18 protein-coding genes and 3 pseudogenes are annotated in these 19,051 nt (G+C 48.5%); 11 read left to right on the top strand and 10 right to left on the bottom strand.

Translation table 11 applies throughout. The annotated features are described in order from the left end of the window. Nucleotides 1-49: 49 nt before the first annotated feature. The gene (locus tag OQV04_RS11655) at nucleotides 50-1,042 is read right to left on the bottom strand and encodes an HlyD family secretion protein (protein ID WP_196613717.1); all 993 of its coding nucleotides are present in this window, start codon (nucleotides 1,040-1,042) and stop codon (nucleotides 50-52) included. 96 nt (nucleotides 1,043-1,138) lie between these two features. Here OQV04_RS11655 and OQV04_RS11650 point away from each other — a divergent pair, with 96 nt between their 5' ends. Further along, nucleotides 1,139-1,954, top strand: coding sequence for an AraC family transcriptional regulator (locus tag OQV04_RS11650; RefSeq protein ID WP_112919018.1), 816 nt, complete (start codon nucleotides 1,139-1,141; stop codon nucleotides 1,952-1,954). Between the two features lie 173 nt (nucleotides 1,955-2,127). Here OQV04_RS11650 and OQV04_RS11645 read toward each other — a convergent pair. Beyond that, nucleotides 2,128-2,323 (bottom strand): annotated as a pseudogene (locus OQV04_RS11645) (LysR family transcriptional regulator); the annotation flags it as partial. A gap of 20 nt (nucleotides 2,324-2,343) precedes the next feature. On the opposite strand from OQV04_RS11645, the pseudogene OQV04_RS11640 reads away from it, so the two are divergent. The 4 genes and pseudogenes from OQV04_RS11640 to uspE all read left to right on the top strand — a co-directional run. After that, nucleotides 2,344-2,487: pseudogene (locus OQV04_RS11640) on the top strand (AbgT family transporter); the annotation flags it as partial. A gap of 10 nt (nucleotides 2,488-2,497) precedes the next feature. Continuing rightward, nucleotides 2,498-3,013: a methylated-DNA--[protein]-cysteine S-methyltransferase gene (gene ogt, locus OQV04_RS11635; RefSeq protein WP_000945005.1), complete on the top strand. Its 516-nt coding sequence runs from the start codon at nucleotides 2,498-2,500 to the stop codon at nucleotides 3,011-3,013. 194 nt (nucleotides 3,014-3,207) lie between these two features. Then, entirely contained in the window at nucleotides 3,208-3,960 is a 753-nt protein-coding gene (gene fnr / locus OQV04_RS11630; RefSeq protein ID WP_000611911.1) for a fumarate/nitrate reduction transcriptional regulator Fnr, read from the top strand. A gap of 151 nt (nucleotides 3,961-4,111) precedes the next feature. Then, the gene (gene uspE, locus OQV04_RS11625; protein ID WP_001262123.1) at nucleotides 4,112-5,062 is read left to right on the top strand and encodes a universal stress protein UspE; all 951 of its coding nucleotides are present in this window, start codon (nucleotides 4,112-4,114) and stop codon (nucleotides 5,060-5,062) included. 49 nt (nucleotides 5,063-5,111) lie between these two features. Here uspE and OQV04_RS11620 read toward each other — a convergent pair whose 3' ends face one another. Then, complete coding sequence (locus OQV04_RS11620; protein ID WP_000605090.1) at nucleotides 5,112-5,369, bottom strand: DUF2534 family protein; 258 nt, start codon at nucleotides 5,367-5,369, stop codon at nucleotides 5,112-5,114. A 243-nt stretch (nucleotides 5,370-5,612) separates the two neighbouring features. Here OQV04_RS11620 and ynaI point away from each other — a divergent pair, with 243 nt between their 5' ends. Continuing rightward, a complete protein-coding gene (gene ynaI, locus OQV04_RS11615; RefSeq protein WP_000559900.1) occupies nucleotides 5,613-6,644 on the top strand; it encodes a low conductance mechanosensitive channel YnaI in 1,032 nt (343 codons plus the stop codon). A gap of 50 nt (nucleotides 6,645-6,694) precedes the next feature. Here ynaI and mppA read toward each other — a convergent pair whose 3' ends face one another. The 3 genes and pseudogenes from mppA to pgrR all read right to left on the bottom strand — a co-directional run bounded on the left by mppA (nucleotide 6,695) and on the right by pgrR (nucleotide 9,544). Beyond that, the gene (mppA, locus tag OQV04_RS11610; protein WP_000683029.1) at nucleotides 6,695-8,308 is read right to left on the bottom strand and encodes a murein tripeptide ABC transporter substrate-binding protein MppA; all 1,614 of its coding nucleotides are present in this window, start codon (nucleotides 8,306-8,308) and stop codon (nucleotides 6,695-6,697) included. Between the two features lie 164 nt (nucleotides 8,309-8,472). Continuing rightward, nucleotides 8,473-8,547: pseudogene (locus OQV04_RS25050) on the bottom strand (epoxyqueuosine reductase QueH); the annotation flags it as partial. Between the two features lie 97 nt (nucleotides 8,548-8,644). Next, nucleotides 8,645-9,544 (bottom strand): DNA-binding transcriptional regulator PgrR, encoded by a 900-nt coding sequence (pgrR, locus tag OQV04_RS11605; protein WP_028131787.1) that lies wholly within the window; start codon nucleotides 9,542-9,544, stop codon nucleotides 8,645-8,647. 137 nt (nucleotides 9,545-9,681) lie between these two features. Between pgrR and OQV04_RS11600 the strand changes: the two genes are divergently transcribed. The 4 genes from OQV04_RS11600 to mpaA all read left to right on the top strand — a co-directional run bounded on the left by OQV04_RS11600 (nucleotide 9,682) and on the right by mpaA (nucleotide 13,209). Next, on the top strand, nucleotides 9,682-10,602 hold the full coding sequence (locus tag OQV04_RS11600; protein WP_032280815.1) for an alpha/beta hydrolase: 921 nt from the start codon (nucleotides 9,682-9,684) through the stop codon (nucleotides 10,600-10,602). Then, nucleotides 10,602-11,534, top strand: a complete 933-nt coding sequence (locus tag OQV04_RS11595) for an alpha/beta hydrolase (RefSeq protein ID WP_032280814.1) — start codon at nucleotides 10,602-10,604, stop codon at nucleotides 11,532-11,534. Before OQV04_RS11600 ends, OQV04_RS11595 begins: the two co-directional genes overlap by 1 nt. 17 nt (nucleotides 11,535-11,551) lie before the next feature. After that, nucleotides 11,552-12,190, top strand: coding sequence for an SDR family oxidoreductase (locus tag OQV04_RS11590; protein WP_024227165.1), 639 nt, complete (start codon nucleotides 11,552-11,554; stop codon nucleotides 12,188-12,190). Between the two features lie 290 nt (nucleotides 12,191-12,480). Beyond that, a complete protein-coding gene (mpaA, locus tag OQV04_RS11585; protein ID WP_000219122.1) occupies nucleotides 12,481-13,209 on the top strand; it encodes a murein tripeptide amidase MpaA in 729 nt (242 codons plus the stop codon). On the opposite strand, the gene ycjG is transcribed toward mpaA, so the two are convergent. Then, nucleotides 13,184-14,149 carry an L-Ala-D/L-Glu epimerase gene (ycjG, locus tag OQV04_RS11580; protein WP_001442191.1) on the bottom strand — a complete coding sequence of 322 codons (966 nt, stop codon included), beginning with the start codon at nucleotides 14,147-14,149 and terminating at the stop codon, nucleotides 13,184-13,186. The two genes, mpaA and ycjG, sit on opposite strands and share 26 nt — an antisense overlap. Nucleotides 14,150-14,267: 118 nt before the next feature. Between ycjG and tpx the strand changes: the two genes are divergently transcribed. Further along, on the top strand, nucleotides 14,268-14,774 hold the full coding sequence (gene tpx / locus OQV04_RS11575; protein ID WP_000084387.1) for a thiol peroxidase: 507 nt from the start codon (nucleotides 14,268-14,270) through the stop codon (nucleotides 14,772-14,774). Between the two features lie 43 nt (nucleotides 14,775-14,817). Here the strand turns inward: tpx and tyrR are convergent, their stop codons facing one another. The 3 genes from tyrR to OQV04_RS11560 all read right to left on the bottom strand — a co-directional run bounded on the left by tyrR (nucleotide 14,818) and on the right by OQV04_RS11560 (nucleotide 18,962). Further along, entirely contained in the window at nucleotides 14,818-16,359 is a 1,542-nt protein-coding gene (gene tyrR / locus OQV04_RS11570; protein ID WP_001306544.1) for a transcriptional regulator TyrR, read from the bottom strand. A gap of 147 nt (nucleotides 16,360-16,506) precedes the next feature. After that, nucleotides 16,507-17,568, bottom strand: a complete 1,062-nt coding sequence (locus tag OQV04_RS11565; RefSeq protein WP_001625127.1) for a YcjF family protein — start codon at nucleotides 17,566-17,568, stop codon at nucleotides 16,507-16,509. Next, on the bottom strand, nucleotides 17,565-18,962 hold the full coding sequence (locus OQV04_RS11560) for a YcjX family protein (protein ID WP_000825763.1): 1,398 nt from the start codon (nucleotides 18,960-18,962) through the stop codon (nucleotides 17,565-17,567). The genes OQV04_RS11565 and OQV04_RS11560 overlap by 4 nt, the downstream gene beginning before the upstream one ends. Nucleotides 18,963-19,051 lie beyond the last annotated feature (89 nt).

Below are 19,051 nucleotides of genomic sequence, written 5' to 3'. Positions count from 1 at the left end.
GCTGATAGAAACAGAAGCCACTGGAGCACCTCAAAAACACCATCATACACTAAATCAGTAAGTTGGCAGCATCACCTGCGTCGTCAAATGCAATCCGTACCGGGACACGCTGAACAATTTTGGTGAAATTGCCAGTGGCATTTTCTATCGGAATCAAGCTGAAACTGGCTCCTGTCGCTGGGGAAAGGCTTTCAATGTGACCGTGAAACACTTCCCCTTTGAGAATATCAGCACGGATCTCAGCCTTCATTCCTGGCTTCATTCCCGCTATTTGGTTTTCTTTATAATTTGCATCAACCCACAACTCACTGACTGGTACTAGTGAAACTAACGATGTGCCGCCTTCCACCCAACTGCCTGTATGGGCGCTGCGGTTTGCGACAATGCCATCAATCGGCGCACGAACAAGGGTATATTCCAGATCCAGTAGTGCCTGAGTCAAAGCGGCCTGAACTTCTTCGATACTCGCACGTACGTTTTCTTCCTGAGCAGATAAAACTGCCAGCCGTTGCTTCTCCACCAGGAAATCGTTCGCGGCTTTGCGCTCCTTTGCTGCGACCTGCTGGTAGTCAAACCTGGCGTTATCAATAATTTGTTGCGATATTGCCGCTGATTGTGCGAGTTTTTCATAACGTTCAGTATCTCGCAGGCGCTTTTGCTCCTCATGTTTTACTGCCTGCCATGTTTCACTGGCACTTTGAATTATCGACTGCTGCATCGCAATAGTGGCTTGAATGCTTTCGAGATTGGCTTTGCTACTTTTCATTTTTGCCTCAAGCCTGGCGACATTTGCACGATAATCCCGATCATCGAGACGCAGGATAATATCGCCTTTTTTTACGCTCTGATTATCGCGCACCTCTATAGCAGAAATATAACCAGAAACTTTACTTGCCACCGTGGTGATATTACCACCAATGTAAGCATCATCCGTCGTCTGTATAAATCTTCCTTTGCTTACCCACCAGATAAAAAAGACAACGCCAGTCAAAAGAATACCGATCGCTACCACCCCAATAAGCTGTTTTTTAGAAATTATCATCACTCTTTACACCGTATATATCCGGAAACTTGCATACGTCATATTTAAAATTTAACATGGCTTATTTGATTATTTCTGACAAAATACCTACTGTAAATGACAATTACACTGCAACCCAAAGCATCACCAGGGCATCACATTATCGGACTGGATTCGGAACATCTGAATGGAGGTACAGTTCCCTGGCATAAACATCTCTATGCCCAGTTGCTTTACCCGGCTGAAGGAGTCGTTCGTGTATGGGCTGGAGAAAGCGTCTGGCTAGTCCATGCCAGCAGCGCGCTTTGGCTGCCCCCACAAATGCCGCATAAGTTTGTTGCGACAGGCAACGTACTTTTAAAAACCGTACTGGTTTCAGAAGCGGAAAGTGAAACGCTGGGAACAGTTTGCTTCATGACGGGTATTTCACCCCTGTTAAGGGAATTACTAATTGCAATTAACCAACTTCCACCGTCGCAAAGTACCACAGATAAACAACAGTTACGTTTTTCAGCCCTCGAGACACTGATACTTCAGGAAATAAAAATGGGGGTGAAAATGTCACTTGAACTCCCTTGGCCAAATGATGAGCGGCTACAGCAGCTTTGTGAGAATTTGCTAAACAACCAAGGGTATCTGCCAACACTGGATAATCTAGCGGATAAAATTAACGTCAGTAGCCGTACACTCATGCGCTTATTTGTTAAAGAGACGGGATTAACATTTCGCCACTGGGTTCAGCAAATGCACGTTATTTCTGCAGTGACGCTTCTTGATGATGGATATTCGTTGACCAAAATTGCCCATCGTCTGGGCTATACCTCAGCTGAATCGTTCGGCAATATGTTTAAGCGTCGAACAGGCTACTCGCCCGGTAAATTTACTCGTCGATTAACGACGCATGATTATGCAATCACAAGACAAATGATTTAACTTATATTTTCGTGAAATCTGTCACTGAAGAAAATTGGCAACGGATGGGTAAAACCGTTATAACACTGTCACCGGTCACCAGGACCCCAGGCCGGATTTAAGACGAGGATGCACTGCTGTGTGTACTGTAGAGTCTGGCGGATGTCGACAGGCTCTATTTTTTTATTCATTTTTTAGCTCTGTAAATAACCACATTCTCGCCGGGATTGGGGAATGAGTGACGAGATCAGTGGTGTCTGGCGGCTATCACTCCACAGAATCAAATAACAGATAACCTACGGTAAAATTTCGCTGACTGGAATTATCCCACCCTCGATCCATGTGATGGCTTGCCCTCATTTCTTCAGGCAGAAAAATCAAAAAATCGCTTTATGCTATCAGACTGCGACAAACCAGACGCGAAACTGGGTACTTACTATTCGTTAGTCTTGCCCTATCCGCTTATCTTTTTGGTGGTATGGCTGCTGATGTTGCTGGCGTGGTATCTTGTTGGTCTGCCGATAGGTCCGGGGATTTACCCACGTTTGTCTTAAGAGAGAACGGATGCTGAGATTACTTGAAGAAAAAATTGCCACGCCACTGGGTCCACTGTGGGTGATTTGCGATGAGCAATTTCGTCTGCGGGCGGTTGAATGGGAAGAGTACAGCGAACGCATGGTGCAGCTTCTGGACATCCATTATCGCAAAGAAGGCTATGAGCGCATTTCTGCCACCAACCCAGGCGGTTTAAGCGACAAGCTTCGTGATTATTTTGCCGGTAATCTTAGCATTATTGATACGCTTCCCACTGCCACAGGGGGGACGCCATTTCAGCGCGAAGTCTGGAAAACACTACGCACCATTCCCTGCGGGCAGGTAATGCATTACGGCCAACTGGCTGAACAATTGGGCCGCCCTGGCGCGGCGCGTGCCGTTGGTGCGGCAAACGGATCGAATCCCATCAGCATCGTCGTACCTTGCCATCGGGTTATTGGCCGAAACGGCACCATGACCGGATATGCAGGCGGAGTTCAGCGAAAAGAGTGGTTATTGCGCCACGAAGGTTATCTTTTGCTGTAAACATTAAACAATTTGTGCCAGCTTGTTCACACTTTTATGTAAAGTTACCCTTAACAACTTAAGGGTTTTCAAATAGATAGACATATATTTACATCTAATATCGGAATTCTCTGCTGTTAAGGTTTGCTTAGACTTACTTGCTCCCTAAAAAGATGTTAAAATTGACAAATATCAATTACGGCTTGAGCAGACCTATGATCCCGGAAAAGCGAATTATACGGCGCATTCAGTCTGGCGGTTGTGCTATCCATTGCCAGGATTGCAGCATCAGCCAGCTTTGCATCCCGTTCACACTCAACGAACATGAGCTTGATCAGCTTGATAATATCATTGAGCGGAAGAAGCCTATTCAGAAAGGCCAGACGCTGTTTAAGGCTGGTGATGAACTTAAATCGCTTTATGCCATCCGCTCCGGTACGATTAAAAGTTATACCATCACTGAGCAAGGCGACGAGCAAATCACTGGTTTCCATTTAGCAGGCGACCTGGTGGGATTTGACGCCATCGGCAGCGGCCATCACCCGAGCTTCGCGCAGGCGCTGGAAACCTCGATGGTATGTGAAATCCCGTTCGAAACGCTGGACGATTTGTCCGGTAAAATGCCGAATCTGCGTCAGCAGATGATGCGTCTGATGAGCGGTGAAATCAAAGGCGATCAGGACATGATCCTGCTGTTGTCAAAGAAAAATGCCGAGGAACGTCTGGCTGCATTCATCTACAACCTGTCCCGTCGTTTTGCCCAACGCGGCTTCTCCCCTCGTGAATTCCGCCTGACGATGACTCGTGGCGATATCGGTAACTATCTGGGCCTGACGGTAGAAACCATCAGCCGTCTGCTGGGTCGCTTCCAGAAAAGCGGCATGCTGGCAGTCAAAGGTAAATACATCACCATCGAAAATAACGATGCGCTGGCCCAGCTTGCTGGTCATACGCGTAACGTTGCCTGATTTTTCCGCATAACTCACTATCCTTCTGTCATATCATTAAATTTTTCTGATTTATTGATCTGGCAGAAGGTTCATCACTGTTTCATTCACCAGATATGGGTTAATCTTTTAATTACAAACTGCGTTGACAGTTGTTGTAAGGAGACCCTGTATGGCTATGTATCAGAACATGCTCGTTGTTATCGATCCTAACCAGGACGACCAACCAGCATTGCGGCGAGCTGTTTATTTACATCAACGGATTGGTGGCAAAATTAAAGCCTTTTTGCCGATCTATGACTTCTCATACGAAATGACCACCCTGCTCTCCCCGGACGAACGTACCGCTATGCGTCAGGGCGTCATCAGCCAGCGTACAGCCTGGATCCACGAGCAGGCAAAATATTATCTCAATGCTGGCGTTCCCATTGAAATTAAAGTGGTCTGGCATAACCGTCCTTTCGAAGCCATCATTCAGGAAGTGATCAGCGGCGGGCACGATTTGGTGCTAAAAATGGCGCACCAACATGACCGTCTGGAAGCGGTGATTTTTACGCCAACGGACTGGCATCTGTTACGCAAATGCCCAAGCCCGGTGTGGATGGTGAAAGACCAGCCGTGGCCGGAAGGAGGTAAGGCGCTGGTGGCGGTGAATCTCGCCAGTGAAGAGCCGTATCATAATGCGCTCAATGAAAAACTGGTCAAAGAGACGATCGAATTGGCAGAACAAGTCAACCATACCGAAGTTCATCTGGTTGGCGCTTACCCAGTAACGCCAATTAATATCGCGATTGAACTGCCGGAATTTGATCCGAGCGTTTATAACGATGCCATTCGTGGGCAACATTTGCTGGCAATGAAAGCCCTGCGGCAGAAATTCGGCATTAATGAAAACATGACGCACGTAGAAAAAGGTCTGCCAGAAGAGGTGATTCCTGATTTGGCGGAGCACTTACAGGCGGGGATTGTGGTTCTGGGCACGGTAGGACGCACCGGTATTTCAGCAGCATTCCTCGGCAACACGGCGGAACAGGTGATTGATCATCTTCGCTGCGATCTGTTGGTCATTAAACCTGACCAGTATCAGACACCCGTTGAACTGGATGACGAAGAAGACGATTAACGACTCTTCAATAACTGACAAGGCCCGAGTTATCGGGCCTATTTTTTACTTACTGCTCTTCGCCGCCAAGGAAATAAATTCCCAACGGGATTGCCAGCAACACAGTAAAGACCAGGCTATAAACAAAAATCATCGATGACTGAATCACATACATTGATGTCGTCCACTCAGACAGCGGAATATTGTACTGTTCTATAACGCCGCCGATAGTCGCGCGAGTCACAACCGACGCCGCAATAATGAAAACCGCCAACAAACCAAAGAGAAATTTCTTCCCTTTCGCTGACTTCAGTTTCGCCATAATCATGATGTAATCCTTGTGCAGACAAATTTCTTGTTACCTAAACGTAACAATACCATGACATTTCACCGTTGTCTGCTCTGAAAACCTCACCTCTTAGCTGGATTTACAATCAACGCATTGATTAGTTAGCTAATGTTGCTACTTCCTTCCCTGACTATTGATGATCTGAATGAATTGTCGCGGTAAAATAGCCCCGCCAGGGGTTTCCGGCATGACGACAATTATCTGGAGGAGCCTGATAAAACAATGATCGCTGAACTGTTTACAAATAATGCGCTTAATCTGGTCATTATTTTCGGTAGCTGCGCAGCATTGATTCTGATGAGCTTTTGGTTTCGCCGCGGAAATCGTAAAAGAAAAGGCTTTTTATTCCATGCGGTGCAATTTTTAATCTACACCATAATTATCAGTGCTGTTGGTAGCATTATTAATTATGTTATAGAAAACTATAAACTCAAATTTATCACCCCAGGCGTTATCGATTTTATCTGTACGTCCCTGATTGCGGTTATTCTGACGATTAAGCTATTTTTGCTGATTAATCAGTTTGAAAAACAGCAGATTAAAAAAGGTCGCGATATCACCAGTGCGCGGATTATGTCGCGCATTATCAAAATCACCATTATTGTGGTGCTTGTTCTGCTTTATGGCGAACATTTCGGCATGAGCCTTTCTGGCTTGCTGACCTTTGGTGGTATTGGTGGTCTGGCTGTCGGTATGGCCGGTAAAGATATTCTGAGTAATTTCTTTTCCGGGATCATGCTCTATTTCGACCGTCCTTTCAGTATTGGCGACTGGATCCGTTCACCGGACAGAAATATCGAAGGTACAGTAGCGGAAATTGGCTGGCGAATTACCAAAATTACGACCTTTGATAATCGTCCATTGTACGTACCGAACTCGCTGTTTTCGTCGATCAGCGTAGAAAACCCAGGACGAATGACCAACCGCCGCATTACCACGACCATTGGTTTACGTTATGAGGATGCGGCAAAAGTGGGCGTTATCGTCGAAGCCGTACGTGAGATGCTGAAAAATCACCCGGCCATCGACCAGCGACAAACCTTACTGGTTTATTTCAACCAGTTTGCTGACTCGTCATTGAATATTATGGTTTATTGCTTTACCAAAACCACGGTATGGGCTGAGTGGCTTGCTGCACAGCAAGACGTTTATTTGAAGATTATCGATATTGTACAGTCACACGGCGCGGACTTTGCCTTCCCCAGCCAGACGCTGTATATGGATAACATTACACCGCCGGAACAGGGTCGCTAAATCAGACATCACTGGCGTTATCCACAAGGGTAACGCCAGTTCCCATCACATCAATGCTTCACAATATACATAGTCCGACTGTACGCCACATCTTCAGGGTTATTAATGGGATAACCTTTCAGCCACGGTTTGATTAATCGTCCATTGGTATATTGATAAATTGGTGCAATCGGTGCTTGCTCCATGAGGATTTTTTCTGCCGCGTTGTAATCGGCATTACGCGCTTTAACGGTATTTTCCGTCGATGCCTGGGCCAGAACTTTGTCGTATGCCGGATTGTTAAAGCGTGAAATATTTCCTGAATGCGTTGACGTTAATAATGTCAGGAAAGTGGAGGGTTCATTATAATCCCCCACCCATGAGGCGCGGATAACATCAAAATTGCCGGTGTTACGGCTATCGATATAGGTTTTCCATTCCTGATTTTGCAATTTAACATCTACGCCAAGGTTCTTTTTCCACATCGATGCTACAGCAATCGCAATTTTTTGATGGTTTTCTGAAGTGTTATACAAAAGCGTCAGCTTCAGCGGTTTTTGCGGACCATAACCAGCTGCGCTCAACAAAGTTTTTGCCTGCGCATTCAGTTCTTCCTGACTCATTTGTTCAAACGGCGAAGGTTCCGGCGTAAATCCGGCGGTAACATCTGGTGTAAAATGCCACGCTGGCTTTTCGCCCGTCCCTAATACTTTTTCGGTCATCAGGCGGCGATCTATCGTCATACTTAATGCCAGACGAACGCGCTGATCTGCCGTCGGCCCTTTTTGCGTGTTAAACGCATAATAATAGGTCCCGAGCTGCGGCGGCGTATAAACCTGCCCCGGAATATCCTTCAACAGCTTCTGATACATATTTTTCGGGAAGGATTCGGTGATATCAATATCCCCCGCGAGGTAACGCTTAGTGGCTGCGGATTCCTGATTAATTGGCAGGAAGGTCACTTTTTGCAGTACCGTTTTGGCGTTATCCCAATAATGGGTATTCGGTACCACGACCAGTTTTTCATTGACTACGCGCTCTTTAAGAACATAAGCGCCATTGCCGATCAGATTTCCGGGTTTCGTCCACTCTTTACTGCTTTCTACGTTGGCTTTTTGCACCGGGAAGAAGGCAAAGTTAGCGGTTAAATTCACAAACCACGGCAACGGTTTATCAAGCTGAATTTTCAAAGTATGGGCATCAACTGCGGTGACGCCAAGCTGGTCAGGCGTAGCTTTACCATCAATAATCGCCTGTGCGTTGTTGATTCCCGCCAGCGCGGCAAACCATGCAAATGGCGATAGCGTTTTCGGGTCCACCAGACGCTGCCAGCTGTAGACAAAATCTTGCGCCGTTACCGGTGTGCCATCCGCCCATTTTGCGTTATCGCGCAGGGTAAAAGTCCAGATACGGTTGTCATTACTTTTCCACTGAGTCGCAACGCCGGGGACAATCTCCCCTTTCTCGTTCTGATTCACCAGTCCTTCAAACAGATCGCGAATGACCTGAATCTCTGGCAGGCCCACGGCTTTAGCGGGATCCAGCGACGCAGGCTCATCTTTAATGTGGCGCACCAGCTCCTGCTTCTCTGCCAGTACTGTGCCGCTCGGAACTTCTGCAGCATACGAAAGAGAAATGCTGCTGACCAACAGCGCACAACACGTGACTGAAACAGAGTGCTTCATAAGTTTCCCTCTAACCGACATTAAAATTGATGCGTAATTATTTGTTTCGCCTTAAAGAAATGCAAACAACTTCCATCAAAAAAGTGACACAGGAAGCATAAAATGTTTTATGTATCAATATATTAAATCAGATTTAGTGTAAATAATAGACGCCAAAATGCGGCAAAGCACATAGAACACCGAACACTACGTTCGGGCTTCGCACGTTCAAACCAGTTTTCGGTATCATAATCAGCATCTGTCGCCATTGTACGAAGAATAAAAAATAACCAAAACGTTGAAAGGAACTGAGAATACGTTAAGAGAAGAATTAAATTAATGTATCAGCAAGTAGTGCTAAACAGCACCTTTATACTTCAGCCTATCTATAAATAATGAGAATGCCGAGCCAGCATGTCGACGATGTGGATAGTACAGGTGATAACCGGGTAAATCTGGTGTGAATTTATCCAAAACACGTATCAGTTTTTTTTCTTTAATAGCCCGCTCAACCTGATCATAAGGTAGATACGCCAATCCATGCCCATCAATTGCAGCATCAATGATCAGGTCTATCGTATTCAGTAAAAGCTGACCTTCCATGCGAACACGAACTTCGCGTCCACCGCGTATTAATCTCCAGCGATTTGCTGTACCCGATGTGGGAAGATACAAATTAACTGCCTGATGATCTATTAATTGTGACACTGACGTTGGAACACTTCGGCGGGAAAAATAATCCGGTGAGCCAACAATAGCCATTGGTATATCTGGCCCGATTCGAATGGCGATCATATCTTTATCCATCTCCCCACCCAGACGGACGCCTGCATCAAAACGCTCAGAAACGACATCAGTCAAACCATAATCAATGATAAGCTGAATATCAATTTCAGGGTGTGATTTCAGGAATGTGCGCATGGCTGGTAACAATATCGTTTTTGCTGCATGTTCTACAGTAGTAATACGTATTGTCCCGGATGGGCGGTTCTGCAGATCGCTCAGGGATGCCAGGGCAGAATCTATGTCATGCAGCATAGGGCCAAGAACAGACAAAAGATGCTCGCCCGCTTCAGTGGGTACAACACTGCGCGTGGTTCGCGTCAGAAGCCGCAATCCCAATCGTTCTTCTATACGGCGCACTATCTGGCTTAAAGCTGACTGCGCCATGCTCAGGCGGGCTGCTGCGCGAGTGAAGCTACGCTCCTCTGCAACGACGACAAACGCCATCAGATCAGCGATTTCTTCACGCTTCATTCAGTATCTCCATACAATCTATTAATCATTTAAATGATAGGTCTAATCATGATTTTGGGTCTAATCAACTTAATGATCAATATCTATAGTGATATCACCAACCGTTAAAACGAACCGACAACTCCATGAGGAACGGAATGATGAATAATAAAGTCAGCTTCACTAACAGCAATAATCCAACCATCTCTTTGTCTGCAGTGATCTATTTCCCTCCAAAATTTGATGAAACCCGTCAGCATCCGGCAATTGTGGTATCTCACCCAGGTGGGGGCGTTAAAGAACAAACGGCCGGGACCTATGCCGAAAAACTGGCGGAAAAGGGATTTGTCACTATTGCTTATGACGCATCTTATCAGGGTGAAAGTGGCGGCGAGCCGCGTCAGTTAGAAAACCCATACATTCGTACTGAAGACGTCAGTGCCGTGATTGATTACCTGACAACGCTTTCTTATGTCGACAATACCCGAATTGGTGCGATGGGAATTTGTGCCGGTGCAGGATATACAGCCAATGCTGCAATTCAGGATCGCCGCATCAAGGCCATCGGTACCGTTAGTGCGGTCAATATTGGTTCGATGTTCCGTAATGGTTGGGAAAACAATGTGAAATCTATTGATGCCCTGCCATACGTTGACGCGGGTTCAAACGCCAGAACCAGCGATATTAGCAGCGGAGAATACGCCATTATGCCACTGGCACCAATGAAGGAGTCCGATGCGCCGAACGAAGAACTGCGTCAGGCCTGGGAGTATTACCACACCCCTCGCGCGCAGTATCCAACAGCACCGGGTTACGCTACTTTGCGCAGCCTTAACCAGATTATTACCTATGATGCTTACCATATGGCGGAAGTGTACCTGACTCAGCCGACGCAGATTGTGGCGGGCAGCCAGGCAGGGAGCAAATGGATGAGTGACGACCTGTACGATCGGGCATCAAGCCAGGATAAACGCTATCACATTGTTGAAGGCGCAAACCATATGGATCTTTATGACGGCAAAGCCTATGTGGCTGAAGCAATTTCAGTATTAGCTCCGTTCTTTGAGGAAACTCTGTAATGAAACATATTCAAATCCGCAATAGTGATATGGCCTGGCATATTGCTGCCAATATTCAGTTTCCACCAAATTTTGATGAGTCAAAACAGTATCCGGCGATTATCAGCGTCCATCCTTTTGGCAGTTGTAAGGAGCAGACGTCTGGCAATATCTATGGCAAGGCATTGGCTGAAAAAGGCTATGTCGTTCTCGCTTATGACGCCAGTTTCCAGGGAGAATCTGGTGGGGAGCCTCGTTGGATAGAAGATCCGACACAGCGCGTAGAGGATATTAGCCGTGTTATCGATTATGCAGTAACTCTGCCATATGTTGATGCTGAACGCATTGGCGTGCTGGGTGTGTGTGGGGGGGGTGGCTATGCCATTAATGCCGCGCTGACAGAAAAACGAATTAAAGCTGTAGTGAGTATTACGGGTGTTAATATCGGGCGTCTTTTTCGGGAAGGTTTCAGCAATTACGATCCGATTGGCGCATTGAATGCAATGGCGTCGCAACGAACCAAAGAGGCTCGTGGTGGAGAATTACAGATCAACGAATTACTTCCCGCCAGCCTGGATGCAGCAAAAGCCCATGGACTGACCGAACGCGATGTTTATGAAGCAACTGACTACTATAAAACACCACGCGGGCAACAACCGGGAGGTGCGACAAAAATGTTGTTCTCACATGCACAGAAAACGCTGGCCTGGGATGCCTTCGCATTTACTGAAGTGTTACTGACTCAGCCGGTGATGGTAGTAGTTGGTGAAAAAGTCGGTGCCTTCGGTGCTTATCGTGATGGACTGGAAGTCTATGGCCGGGCGATGGTTTCGCAGGATCGTCAGTTAGTTTCATTACCCGATTTCTCACATTATGAACTGTATGACAAACCGGAAGCAGTTCAGGAGGCGCTGGAAAAAGTTATTCCTTTTCTCAACACCCATCTGGGATAAGTTTCATGAGAAATATTATGAAAAATGTACTCATTCTTGGTGCTGGCGGTCAGATAGCCCGCCATGTGATTAATCAACTGGCAGATAAACAAACCATTAAACAAACTTTATTTGCTCGTCAGCCAGCAAAAATACACAAACCCTATCCAACTAATAGCCAGATTATTATGGGGGATGTACTGAATCATGCAGCACTGAAGCAGGCCATGCAGGGACAGGATATTGTGTATGCCAACCTTACGGGGGAAGATTTAGATATTCAGGCAAATTCAGTGATCGCTGCGATGAAAGCCTGTGATGTTAAACGTCTGATCTTTGTTCTTTCCCTCGGCATTTATGATGAAGTTCCAGGAAAATTTGGCGAATGGAATAATGCAGTTATTGGTGAGCCCCTAAAACCATTCCGCAGGGCTGCGGATGCAATTGAGGCTTCTGGACTGGATTATACAATTCTTCGCCCTGCCTGGCTGACTGATGAAGATATTATTGATTACGAGATTACCTCACGCAATGAACTATTCAAAGGTACGATCGTATCGCGTAAGAGTGTCGCCGCATTAATCACAGATATCATCGATAAACCTGAGAAACACATTGGTGAGAATATAGGCATCAATCAACCCGGGACTGATGGCGATAAGCCATTCTTCATGTAAATCAATTATATAGCTACCATCGTACTGTACTATGTGCAGTACGATTTATTAAACTTATTAAGGTGAACTGATCAATCAGATGCGATTAACATGTGTAGAACCAGTAAGAATAAAATACGCCATGTATATAACATTACGACAATTCTAATATCTGCACATCAATGAAAATACAAACAACTTCCGGCAAAAAAGTGATACAAGATCGATGACATAGCGTTGAAGAAAAGGATTTGATAATCCGCAAAATTTGCACAACACTGCCTGTAATACTTCCTGAACCAGAGACGATCATGACCGTAACCCGCCCACGCGCCGAACGCGGCGCATTTCCGCCCGGAACAGAACATTACGGACGTTCATTATTGGGCGCGCCGTTAATCTGGTTTCCGGCCCCTGCAGCCAGTCGCGAAAGTGGTTTGATTCTGGCTGGCACTCACGGTGATGAAAACTCTTCGGTCGTCACGCTCTCCTGTGCTCTGCGGACTTTGACACCTTCTTTGCGCCGCCATCATGTGGTGCTGTGTGTGAATCCTGACGGCTGCCAGCTGGGGTTACGGGCCAATGCTAATGGTGTGGATTTAAACAGAAACTTTCCGGCGGCGAACTGGAAGGAAGGTGAAACGGTTTATCGCTGGAACAGCGCCGCTGAAGAACGTGATGTCGTATTACTGACAGGTGACAAACCTGGCTCCGAACCTGAAACCCAGGCGCTGTGCCAGCTTATACACCGCATTCAACCTGCCTGGGTGGTCTCATTCCATGATCCACTGGCTTGTATTGAAGATCCCAGACACAGCGAATTAGGCGAATGGCTGGCCCAGGCGTTTGAATTGCCTCTGGTAACCAGCGTCGGTTATGAAACGCCTGGCTCTTTCGGCAGTTGGTGTGCAGATCTCAACTTGCATTGCATCACCGCAGAGTTTCCGCCCATCTCCTCCGACGAAGCCAGCGAAAAATATCTCTTTGCGATGGCAAACTTGCTGCGCTGGCATCCTAAAGATGCAATTCGCCCGTCGTGAACTGAAGCGCCGGTTCCACATCTACCGCCAGCCAGGTCGGTCCGTCAAGATCGGCGAAACTGACCTGCGGCACCAGCGGTAAAGCGGCGCTAATGGCACGAGAGGTACACAACATGCAGCCCAGCATCAGACGAAAACCTTGTGCACGCGCTTCAGTTGCCAGCGCCAGCGCTTCCGTCAGACCACCGGTTTTATCGAGCTTAATATTAACCATCTCATAGCGCCCTTTCAGCGCCTTCAGATTGCTACGAGTATGACAACTTTCATCAGCACAAATCGGCAACGGATGAATAAAATTCTCCAGCGCCGCATCGTCCTGCGCAGGAAGCGGTTGTTCAAGCATCGCAACGCCTAAATCCGCCAATAGCTGGCAACGTGCCGCCAACCCTTCTGCACGCCAGGATTCATTTGCATCAACGATCAGCGTGGCATCGGGCACAGCTGTGCGAATTGCCACCATCCGCTCACTGATAAGATGGTTATCCAGCTTCACTTTCAGTAATTTCGCGCCGGCCTGCCAGAGTGTTGATGCACTATTGGCCATCTGATCAGGCGTACCGATGACAACCGTCTGTGCAGTGATAACTGTCTCGGGAAGCGTTATGCCGATCAAATCAGCCAGCGATTGCTGCTGTTTTCGCGCGGCCAGATCCCACAATGCACAATCCAGCGCATTACGTGCTGCGCCGGCAGGGAGAATTTTTTGCAACTCCTCCCGTGTCAGCCCTTTCTCTAATTGCGGTACGACGCTCATAATTTGCGCCATTACCGAGGCATCACTTTCTCCATAACGCGGATACGGCGTGCATTCGCCGGTGCCTTTAATACCCTCTTCTTCCAGTTCAACCACCACCACGCGCGCTTCACTGCGACTTCCCCGGGCAATCACAAACGGGGTATGTAAGGGCCAGGCTTCCTCAAATACCTTAACGGTTCTCATCTTTACTCCTTGTTGTCGCAGTGGTCTGCGGATTAAGCGCAAATAGCGTTTGCTGTGTTATTGACAGTTAGCATAAACTAGGTGTGACGTTAACTATATGTAAACAGGAAAGATAATCATGTCACAAACCGTTCATTTCCAGGGCAACCCGGTTACAGTCGCCAACTCCATCCCGCAGGCGGGTAGCAAAGCGCAGACTTTTACTCTCGTGGCAAAAGATCTGTCTGACGTCACCCTCGGTCAGTTTGCGGGTAAACGCAAAGTGCTGAACATTTTCCCGAGTATTGATACCGGTGTTTGCGCCGCATCAGTACGTAAGTTTAACCAACTGGCAACCGAGATCGACAACACCGTTGTGCTGTGTATCTCTGCCGATCTGCCGTTCGCCCAGTCTCGTTTCTGCGGCGCAGAAGGTCTGAACAACGTTATCACCCTCTCCACTTTCCGTAACGCTGAATTCCTGCAAGCCTACGGTGTGGCAATTGCTGATGGCCCACTGAAAGGTCTGGCAGCGCGTGCCGTTGTGGTTATTGATGAAAATGACAATGTGATTTTCAGTCAGCTGGTGGATGAAATCACCACCGAGCCGGATTACGAAGCAGCTCTGGCTGTACTGAAAGCATAAGTTAATATGCCTGATGGTGTTGCACCATCAGGCATATTCGCGCTTACTCTTCGTTCTTCTTCTGACTCAGACCATATTCCCGCAACTTATTGGCAATCGCGGTATGTGAAACGCCGAGACGTTTTGCCAGTTTGCGCGTGCTGGGATAATTGCGATAAAGCTGGGTTAATACCGAGCGTTCAAAACGGCTGGTAATTTCGTCCAGCGAACCTTCCATCGCATCTTCGCCCACGGCTACCGTTGCGGCGTCATAATCCGGCAACAAAATATCCTGAGGACGCAGCTCATAGCCGTCCAGTTGTGTCAGTGCGCGATAGATAGCGTTCTTTAACTGCCGCACATTTCCCGGCCACGCATAACGCGTAAGTACAGTATTCAGGTCAGCGGCCAGTTTCGGACGCGGCACGCCCTGCTCGTCGGCAAAGCGGGCAACGAACAGCTCGGTTAACGGCATGATGTCCTGCGGACAGTCACGTAGCGGCGGCAGATTAAGCGTCAACACGTTCAGACGATAATAGAGATCTTCACGGAACACGCCTTTTTGCACCAGTTCGACCAGATTCTTCTGCGTAGCGCAAATCACCCGCACATCGACATGCACCTCATGGTCTTCGCCAACCCGACGGAAAGTGCCATCATTAAGGAAACGCAGTAATTTCGCCTGCATCCGTGGTGACATTTCCCCTATTTCATCCAACAGCACCGAACCACCGTTCGCCTGCTCAAAGAATCCTTTCTTCCCTTCCGGAGCATGACCAAACAGTTCACTCTCGACCGCATCTTCTGGTATAGACGCACAGTTCAGCGCCAGGTAAGGTTTGCCTGCTCTGGGGCTTGCCTGATGGCAGGCGTAGGCAAAGAGATCTTTACCTGTACCTGTGTCACCCGTAATCAGCAGCGGCGCGCTTAGCATCGCCAGTTTCTGCGCCTGTTCGACAACGTGCTTCATTTTCGGGCTGACGGCGACAATTTGACTGAAGGCGCTGACGTCCTGGGCGGCGACATTTTGCAACTGGCGGCCCATACGAATCGTTGATCGCAACATCACCACCGCACCGGTCAGAACGTGTTGATCATTTTCATCCTGAAGATAAACAGGCGTAATCTCCATCAGGAAATTCTGCCCATTAATAACGACATGCTCGTTATGCGAATCTTGCGGTTCGCTTTCCAGCCAACGTAAAAAATTAAAGCCGTTAATCAATTGTGCGGCGGTATGGTTGCGCAGGCGATCCAATTTTTGCCCAAAAAGCTGACAGCTCGCCGGGTTCGCCATATCCACTTTGCTTTTCATATCGACAGAGAGCACAGGTTCGGGCAACGCCTCCAGTAACGCGCTCAACGCCAGATGCTCACGTTCGGAAGGCATCCACGGGACAGTACGCACATCGGTAACACCTGCAATACGGCGTATTTCGGCCATCAGACTGCTGAAACTCTCAAACTCCAGTTCAGCAAAATTGAGGTAGATTCGCCCAATGGGGTCAATCTCAATACCGCGTAAATCAATGCCTCTTAGCACGAGTAGATCGAGTAATTCGCGGGTCAGACCAAGTCGGTCTTCACAAAAGACTTCCAGACGCATGGGAACCTTCACCTGAAAAAAGAACAATTAATATGATGATATGACACTATTTGGATAGCAGGAAGGTTTCTGTCAACAATCATTGACACAAAGACGGAAAAACGGGCACTTCGGCGTAAAGATATCCGGTCAGCACCCGATATTGTATTATTTTTCGCTGGGCGTTTTGCCTTTTTGCAGCGTTTCTTTCACCTGACCGATAAGCTGACGACGGAAATCCCCGAGGCGAGGTTTGTCATCGTCAATCCACGGCAGCGGGCGGCAAAGCTCCATAGCTTTAATCCCGAGTCGTGCCGTCAGAAGCCCAGCACCAATCCCCTGAGCTGCGCGGGTAGACAAACGAGCAGCGAGATCTTGCGACATCCAGTCCATCCCCACTTCGCGCACCAATTCGCTGGCTCCGGCGAAAGCGATATTCAGCAATACCAGCTTGAACAGGCGCAAACGGCTGTAATATCCCAGTTCAATGCCATACAGCGTGGCGATGCGATTAATCAAACGCAGATTGCGCCAGGCGATAAATGCCATATCCACCAGCGCCAGCGGGCTGACCGCAATCATCAACGTTGATTCCGCTGCCGAACGGCTGATTTCGCGCCGCGCCTGGGCATCTAAAACTGGCTGGACCAAATGCGCATACAAACTGACCACTTCACGGTCGTTTTGCGTTTCATGGATTGAGGCATACCAGCGTTGCAGCGCCGGATGTGACTGATCGATGCCCGCCTGCTGCGCCAGTTTTTCGCAAAATGCGCGGCCTTTGCCGGTTCCGTGGCTATGCAATAAATCACGCGCTTCGTCGCGTTCATGGGCGCGCTGTCGCAAGCGCCATAAGCGCCGCCACTCTGTTACCACAGAACCTACGCCAGCGCCGATAATCAATGCCCCAGCGGCACATCCACCCAGCGCCACCCAGTCCTGAGTTTGCCAGGCATTCATTGTCCACTGTATACCCTGCCCGACAACGCTTGCGCCAAACAGAGCCAGCCCGCCCATCACCATTTTGCGCCACAGGCTGCGTTTCGGACGTAACGCTGCGTCCATTACCGCTTCGACTTGCCCCTCTTCTTCCTGCGCTTCGTCGAGCGTGGCCGGGGCAAAATTTTGCGCCTGATTTTCGTCAAAGGTCTGCTGCGCCCTGAATTTTGGATTCTGATCGACCTCCAGCGGACCGTCGAAATCAATACGTGGTTTTAACGGTTCGGTCATCGCAATTTATCTCCTATTAAAAATTCCAGCGCAGCATCAAGACGAATATGCGGTAGTGGTTTGTCGACATCCATCACCTGCGGACGAAATGCCTCAAACTGGAAGCCTTGCTTATCCCAGAACGCCTGACCAGGCAAACGTGCGGGAACTTCGCCAGGATAAACAGTGAGCGGTGCGCCATCGCTAAGTCGATTACCGCGCAGCGCCGGGATTTTCTCACCGTTAACATCAATAATGCCACTGGTGGTCGCCTGAACTGACGCCAGCCCCAGGCAATCCATGCTGATCCCTTCGAACGCCGCATTTTGCCAGGCATCCTGAATTAGTTGTTGCAGCAATGAAACCATATTGGCGTGCTGATCGATGGTCACATGGTCCGCTTTAGTGGCAGCAAACAATAGCTTATCGATAACCGGCGAAAACAAACGCCTGAACAGGGTACGCTGCCCATAGTGGAAACTTTGCATCAGCTGCGTCAGCGCCAGACGCATATCATTAAATGCCTGTGGCCCACTGTTGAGAGGTTGCAGGCAATCCACCAGCACAATCTGGCGGTCAAAGCGCAGAAAATGATTCTTATAGAACCCCTTCACCACTTTCTCGCAGTAATAATTAAACCGCTCGCGCAGCATTCCGGCATTGGTGTGCTTATCGGCCTGCGCGAGTTTGGACTCGCCCCAGGCATCGACATCCGGCCACGGGAAGAATTGCAGCGCGGGCGCACCTGCCATATCCCCCGGCAAGACAAAGCGCCCAGGCTGAATAAAGTGCAGCCCCTGCTGTTTACAGTGGTGGAGATAATCGGTCCACGCGGCGGCAATGTCTGCCAGCCGGTTTTCGTCGGCAGGCGCTAGCGGGTCCAGCCCTTCGCACATCATTCGCCATTTCGCCGACCATTCGCCGCGCTGACCATTAAGTAAGCCCGTCATCTGGCGCGACCAGCTTAAATAGTCCTGCGCCAGCATCGGCAGGTCGAGCAACCATTCGCCGGGATAATCCACAATCTCCAGATACAGCGTGGAGGTATCCTTAAAGTGGCGTAGCAGCGAATCGTTCGATTTAAAACGTAGCGCCAGGCGAATTTCGCTGACGCCGCGCGTTGGCGTTGGCCAGGCAGGTGGATCGCCATATAACTGCGCCAGCCCTTCATCATAGGTGAAGCGCGGAATGCCAAAGTCACGCTGGGGAATGCGTTTTACGCCCAGCAGCCGTTCTTCACGCACCGCGCTTAACAGCGGCAAGCGTGCTCCGGCGTGAATATTGAGCAACTGATTGACCATCGCAGTGATAAACGCCGTTTTGCCGCTGCGGCTAAGTCCGGTTACGGCGAGGCGCAGATGTCTGTCGACACCCCGATTCACCAGCGCATTAAGTTCATTTTTAAGTCGCTTCATTGCTGTCCTGTGCCAGAAAGCTGTAGAAAGGATTAGATACTGGAGATAATAATGTGGGTTAATTTTGATTTATCAAATGAATAAGCGGC

Source organism: Escherichia sp. Lx600-2 (genome assembly GCF_036662595.1).
In the GTDB taxonomy this organism is placed as follows: domain Bacteria; phylum Pseudomonadota; class Gammaproteobacteria; order Enterobacterales; family Enterobacteriaceae; genus Escherichia; species Escherichia coli.
This window is presented reverse-complemented; position numbering and strand designations above follow the sequence as displayed.